The organism is Roseateles sp. P5_E11, from assembly GCF_054049355.1.
In genome coordinates, this window is record NZ_JBFUMO010000441.1 from 1 (window position 1) to 5,046 (window position 5,046).

Consider the following 5,046-nt stretch of genomic DNA (forward strand, 5'->3'; position numbering starts at 1 on the left):
AACCCGCAGCGTGTAGCCCTTTCCCAAGCCCGCCACATCCACCTGGAAGCCCTCGGTTGCCAGGGTGTTCTGTTGTCGCTGGAAACGGATGTAGTTCGGCCCGGCGCCCCAGCTCGTGGCAAAGGCATCGAATTTCACATAGGTCTGGGGCAATTGGAAAAGGCGCAGCGGCCGTTGGTTGGTGCCGGGGCAAAGGTCGTTGGCCGGCAGGTAGCAACGGCACTTGTTCAAGCCCTCCGCCGTGGCAACCAGGGCGCAGCTCACCTTGCTGCTCGTCGGGTTGACGGTATCAGGATCGAACCGCACGAAGAGCAACGCATCGATCGCGTTCGTTTCGGCCTTGGCGTAGTTCAGTACACCGGCCACTTCCTCGGTGGCGGCGGTGACGCGGCGCCTTTCGAGCAGGTCCGCCATCGAAGGCACGGCGACCGCCAGGATGACGCCCATCACGCCGAGGCCGACCAGGATCTCGATCAGTGTCACGCCCGAGATGCGGGCCTTCATGGCTTGCAACTGCTTTCTCATGGCTATCGAGGCCAGCATTGGGCGGTGGTGTCGCTGTCAGTCCCACTGTTGGTGGGATCGCCGGTGGCCGAATACTCCGGCGTCGCRCCCAGCAGCTTCACCACCAAGGTCTTGCAAGTCACGTCCAGCGCTTGCTTGCCACCGGCGATGGGGGTGGCCGTCGCGACATAGCCGATGTCATAAGCTGCCCCCCCAGCGCCGACGCCTCCCAGGGTGACGCGGTAAAGCGGCGTGATCTTCGAGATGTCCAGCCCCAGCGCGCCCACCGTCGACGCGTAGGTGGCGTTGTTGCTGCGAAAACGCTCCTGCGCTTGCATGACGGCGGTCAGCGCGGCAATCGCGTCTGCGCGCCTGGCCCGCTGCATGTGCGAGGTGAAGGCAGGATAGGCAACCGCGGCGAGGATGCCGGCGACCACAAGCGCGACCATCAGCTCGATCAGGGAAAAACCTTGGCGTGACGGGCGAGGGCATGGGCGCATGGGCCGATTTTCGGCACCCGGTCGCCGTGACCAGTGGTTACATATACCGCTTGTCCGGCAAGTTGTGCCGCCGGTCGGCATCCACCACGATTGAGGGGCTCATGCGCACTTGGGTTGGCCGCTGATCTTCTGGGCGCCGACATAGCAGCTGCGCACGCGGCCGGTGATGGCCACGACGTGGCGGATGGCCTGGCCGCCGTTCAGGCTGAGGTCGATGCTGCCTGTCTGGGTGACCAGGCCCTGGCGGAGCTGGAATTGCAGCGTCTCCGCATTGCTGCTCAGGCGCACGGGCTGGCTGGCCGGCAGCCACTCGGCCTTGATGACCTGGCTGCTCGGCTTCTTGCAGACGGCCTTGCCACCAGCACAGTCGCAGTCGTCCTTGGCGCCGATGTACATCACGTAGCAGGCATTGGCGCCCTTGCCGCTGATGCGGAAGAAGACCGAGTCGCCCAGGCGGGCCGCTTCGCTGCGCGCCAGGCGCAGGTCGCTGGCCAGGGTGTCGGCGCTGACGCGCAGTTGCTGCTGCTGGCGCATCGTGCCCATGGCTGGCACGGCCTGGCCGAGCAGGGCGGCGCAGATGCCGACGCTGGCGCAGAGTTCCACCAGCGTGAAACCACGGTTGCTGCGACGGGTGTTGGCGGTGCGGTTCATGGTGCTTCCCTGGGTTCGTTGCTGATGGAACGAACTTTAGGAAGCGGGCCCTGCCGCGTCTTTCCCTCCAAGGGCGGAGCGAAGGGGGAGGTGAGGTGGCCTATCCCCCTTGCCTCCCTCTGACGGGGGATAGGGTCAACCCGGTGTCAGATCTCGCGGATCAGCTGCCGGAACTCGTCGACGTCCTCGAAGCTGCGGTAGACGGACGCGAAGCGCACGTAGGCGACCTTGTCGATGCGCTTGAGCTCGCGCATGACGAGCTCGCCCAGCCGTGTGGACGCGAGCTCGCGGGCGCCGCTGGCGAGCAGCTTTTCCTCGATGCGGTTGATGGCCGCGTCGATCTGCTCGACGCTGACCGGCCGCTTGCGCAGGGCCAGCTGCATGGAGGCGCGCAGCTTGGCGGCGTCGAAATCGGCGCGCCGCCCGTCCTTCTTGACGACAGAGGGCATGGCAATGTCAGCCCGCTCATAGGTCGTGAAGCGCTTGTCGCAGGACAGGCAGCGGCGCCGGCGCCGGACGACGTCACCCTCATCCGACTCCCGGGTCTCGGCGACCTGGGTTTCGGTGTGAGAGCAGAACGGGCAGCGCATTGAGGCTCGACTTAGCCGCGGTAGACCGGGAAGGCGGCCGTCAGCGCCGCGACCTTCTCGCGCACGGCGGCCAGGTTGGCCTCGTCATGCGGCTTGTCCAGCACGTCGGCGATCAGGTGGGCCGTCTGGCGCACCTGCTCTTCCTTGAAGCCGCGCGTCGTCATGGCCGGCGTGCCCAGGCGAATGCCGCTGGTGACCATGGGCTTTTGCGGGTCGTTCGGGATGCCGTTCTTGTTGCAGGTCATGTGGGCGGCGCCCAGGATGGCCTCGGCTTCCTTGCCGGTCAGGTTCTTGGGGCGCAGGTCCACCAGCATGACGTGGCTTTCCGTGCCGCCGGAGACGATGCGCAGGCCGCGCTCGATCAGCGTGTCGGCGAGCACCTTGGCGTTCTTGACGACCTGCTCCTGGTAGGCCTTGAACTCGGGCGTCAGCGCTTCCTTGAAGGCCACGGCCTTGCCGGCGATGACGTGCATCAGCGGGCCGCCCTGGATGCCGGGGAAGATGGCCGAGTTGATCTTCTTGGCGATCGCCTCGTCGTTCGTCAGGATGATGCCGCCGCGCGGGCCGCGCAGGCTCTTGTGCGTGGTGGACGTGACGACGTCGGCATGGGGCAGGGGGTTGGGGTAGACGCCCGCGGCGATCAGGCCGGCGTAGTGGGCCATGTCGACCATGAAGTAGGCGCCGATCTCCTTGGCGATCTTGCCGAAGCGCTCGAAGTCGATGCGCAGCGAGTAGGCCGAGGCGCCAGCGATGATCAGCTTGGGCTTCTTCTCGCGGGCCAGGGCCTCCATGGCGTCGTAGTCGATCGCTTCATTGGCGTCCAAGCCGTAGCTGATGACGTTGAACCACTTGCCGCTCATGTTCAGCGCCATGCCGTGGGTCAGGTGGCCGCCTTCGGCCAGGCTCATGCCCATGATGGTGTCGCCGGGCTGCAGCAGCGCGAAGAAAGCGCCCTGGTTGGCTTGCGAGCCGGAGTTGGGCTGCACGTTGGCGAATTCGGCGCCGAAGAGCTGCTTCAGGCGATCGATGGCGAGTTGCTCGACGACGTCGACGTACTCGCAGCCACCGTAGTAACGCTTGCCAGGGTAGCCCTCGGCGTACTTGTTGGTCAGCTGGCTGCCTTGGGCCTGCATGACGGCCGGCGAGGTGTAGTTCTCGCTGGCGATCAGCTCGATGTGGTCTTCCTGGCGGCGGTTCTCGTTCTGGACGGCGGTCCAGAGTTCGGGGTCGACCAAGGCGAGGGTGGAGGTGTTGCGGTCAAACATGCTGGTGTTTCCGAAGGTCAGGCGGTGAATCCCCGGCGGTCACGGCAGGCGTGATGTCCAAGGCTGCCCAGGCGAACGGCTGATAGCGGTTGTCATGTCGACAGAGGACAGCCGCCTCACGCTCCCCGGTGGTGGCCCACCTCAGGTCAGCTTGTGACCCTGATCGCCAGTCGCGTGAATGCCCAGTGTATGTCAGTGGCGCTTCAGCGCAGCAGGGCCACCTGGGCGGAGTCGCCGGTCGAGGGGGCAGACGCCGCTTCGCGCACCAGCGGCCGGACGGTCGTCATGGTCGGCACCGTGCGGCCAGCGGCGACCGCCTTCAGCAGGTCGTGCTCGGCCAGCACGCGGCCCGCATAGCCTGTGTCCTCGGCCAGATTGGCCGCGCCGACGTAATAGCGCAGGCCCTCTTCCAGGCCGCCGGCGCGCTGGATGCATTCCTTCAGCACCTGCACGCCCACCCGCAGATTGGTGACCGGATCGAAGGCCGCCAACGTGCCGCCGAAGGCTTCGTACTTGTCGTCGTGAACGCGGGTCATGACCTGCATCAGGCCCTGGGCGCCAACGGCGCTCTGCGCAAAAGGGTTGAAGCGCGACTCGATGGCCATGRTGGCCAGGATCAACGTCGGTTCGACCTTGGCGCGCTGGCCCACGGCCCAGGCTTCCTGCACGAGGCGGCTGATGGGCTCCGGCGCCACGCTGTAGCGGCGCGCCAGCCAATGGGCGACGGCGGCCTGCTGGCGGCTCAGCTCGCGGGGGTCGGTGGCGGTGGCACGGGCAATGGCATCGGGCTCGGCCGACGCCATCAGGGTGTTGCCCTCGGCCTCGGCACGCGCTTCATGGCGGGCATTCAGCCAGCCGAGGGTTGCGGATTCCACTTTCTCACGCAGGCCCGCCTKGCTCGTGAACACCAGCAGCACCGACACCACGGCCAGCCCCAGCAGGGCCAGCGTGTTGTGGCTGACCACCAGCAGGCCGTTGCCGATGTCCTTGACGAACAGCGACGCCGAATCCCGCGTGTGGCGAGCCAGGCTGAACAGGTCTTGACGTGTCGTCATTCGACTCCTTGTGCCGCAACCCGCCTCAGGCTGCCTCGATGCGAAGCGGTCTGGGTGGGGCGACGGTGATAATTTCCCGGCCGAATGCTTGGGTCTGTGGCATCTGCGTGCCCGGAGGACCTGGCCGGTTGGGCTTCAGTAAAAACCCGAAGCGACGAATTTTACGAGGCGTAGATAACCAGTCAAGGTTGTTTTGCCTCTTCAAAACTACTTTTGGTTATGAAATACAGCGATCTGAGGGACTTCATCGCCGGCCTCGAAGGCCTCGGAGAGCTCAAGCGCGTGCGTGAAAAAGTCTCGCCGGTGCTGGAGATGACGGCACTCAGCGACCGCGTGCTGCGGGCCGGCGGACCGGCCCTGCTGTTCGAGGCGCCGGCCGGGTTTTCCACCCCCGCCTTGACCAATCTTTTCGGGACAACGCGTCGCGTCGCACTCGGCATGGGCGCTGAGTCTCTGGCCGATTTGCGGGATGTCGGCCGGG

6 protein-coding genes, 1 pseudogene and 1 riboswitch are annotated in these 5,046 nt (G+C 66.0%); of the genes and pseudogenes, 1 reads left to right on the forward strand and 6 read right to left on the reverse strand.

Annotated features, from left to right (window positions below):
* From ACXJKR_RS24045 to ACXJKR_RS24070, 6 genes are all read right to left on the reverse strand, one after another.
* Positions 1-504 (reverse strand): pilus assembly FimT family protein (locus tag ACXJKR_RS24045; RefSeq protein ID WP_457324955.1); only part of this gene is annotated, 504 nt, incomplete at its 3' end.
* A 23-nt stretch (positions 505-527) separates the two neighbouring features.
* Positions 528-1,085: a type IV pilin protein gene (locus ACXJKR_RS24050; RefSeq protein ID WP_457324956.1), complete on the reverse strand. Its 558-nt coding sequence runs from the start codon at positions 1,083-1,085 to the stop codon at positions 528-530.
* An 18-nt stretch (positions 1,086-1,103) separates the two neighbouring features.
* Positions 1,104-1,655 (reverse strand): GspH/FimT family pseudopilin, encoded by a 552-nt coding sequence (locus ACXJKR_RS24055; RefSeq protein ID WP_457324957.1) that lies wholly within the window; start codon positions 1,653-1,655, stop codon positions 1,104-1,106.
* 146 nt (positions 1,656-1,801) lie between these two features.
* Positions 1,802-2,245 (reverse strand): transcriptional regulator NrdR, encoded by a 444-nt coding sequence (nrdR, locus tag ACXJKR_RS24060; protein WP_057301142.1) that lies wholly within the window; start codon positions 2,243-2,245, stop codon positions 1,802-1,804.
* A gap of 11 nt (positions 2,246-2,256) precedes the next feature.
* Positions 2,257-3,510 (reverse strand): serine hydroxymethyltransferase, encoded by a 1,254-nt coding sequence (gene glyA / locus ACXJKR_RS24065; RefSeq protein ID WP_457324958.1) that lies wholly within the window; start codon positions 3,508-3,510, stop codon positions 2,257-2,259.
* Between the two features lie 58 nt (positions 3,511-3,568).
* A riboswitch (ZMP/ZTP riboswitch) is annotated at positions 3,569-3,694 on the reverse strand.
* A gap of 19 nt (positions 3,695-3,713) precedes the next feature.
* On the reverse strand, positions 3,714-4,565 hold the full coding sequence (locus ACXJKR_RS24070; RefSeq protein WP_457324959.1) for a transglycosylase SLT domain-containing protein: 852 nt from the start codon (positions 4,563-4,565) through the stop codon (positions 3,714-3,716).
* A gap of 219 nt (positions 4,566-4,784) precedes the next feature.
* On the opposite strand from ACXJKR_RS24070, the pseudogene ACXJKR_RS24075 reads away from it, so the two are divergent.
* Positions 4,785-5,046, forward strand: a pseudogene (locus ACXJKR_RS24075) (3-octaprenyl-4-hydroxybenzoate decarboxylase); the annotation flags it as partial.

Bases quoted from the DNA above. Each gene is read 5' to 3' on its own strand.
- ACXJKR_RS24055 (WP_457324957.1), bottom strand. From the start codon at position 1,655: ATGAACCGCACCGCCAACACCCGTCGCAGCAACCGTGGTTTCACGCTG.
- nrdR (WP_057301142.1), bottom strand. From the start codon at position 2,245: ATGCGCTGCCCGTTCTGCTCTCACACCGAAACCCAGGTCGCCGAGACC.
- glyA (WP_457324958.1), bottom strand. From the start codon at position 3,510: ATGTTTGACCGCAACACCTCCACCCTCGCCTTGGTCGACCCCGAACTC.